Source organism: Streptomyces mayteni (assembly GCF_054783955.1).
Genome location: NZ_BAAGPR010000316.1, coordinates 1 through 515, shown reverse-complemented (window position 1 = coordinate 515; position 515 = coordinate 1). Strand labels below are relative to the sequence as shown.

General features: G+C 40.2%; 1 protein-coding gene. It reads right to left on the bottom strand.

The features are described from left to right. Positions 1 to 515 (bottom strand): cytochrome c oxidase subunit 3 (locus ACYVPE_RS40045; protein WP_461038761.1); only part of this gene is annotated, 515 nt, incomplete at both ends.

Here is a 515-nt window from a genome sequence, read left to right as displayed (position 1 = left end):
TGGTGATCTGATGTTAGGTGGTAAGCGTAAATTCGGTAAGCTGCTACTCCAATAAATAGAGTACCTACAATAACGTGAACCCCGTGGAATCCTGTAGCGAAGTAGAAACATGTACCGTATACTCCATCTGCAATTGTAAATCCTGCGTTAGCATATTCGAATCCTTGTAGTAGTGTAAATACTGTTGCTAGTACTAGTGTTAGTACTACTCCAATTAGTGTTGCTCGTCGGTTTCCATAAATTAGAGCGTGGTGTGCATATGTTACTGTAGCACCACTTGATAGTAGTAGGATTGTATTTAGTAGAGGTACTGCAAATGGGTTCAGTGTTTCGATACCTGCTGGTGGCCATTGGCTACCTAGTTCTACAGTTGGTGCTAGAGATGAGTGGAAGTATGCCCAGAAGATTGAAATGAAGAAGAATGCTTCTGTTACAATAAATAGAGAAACTCCCATTGTTAGTCCCTTTTGTACAATAAGTGTATGGTCTCCTAGATATGTTCCTTCAATTGTTAC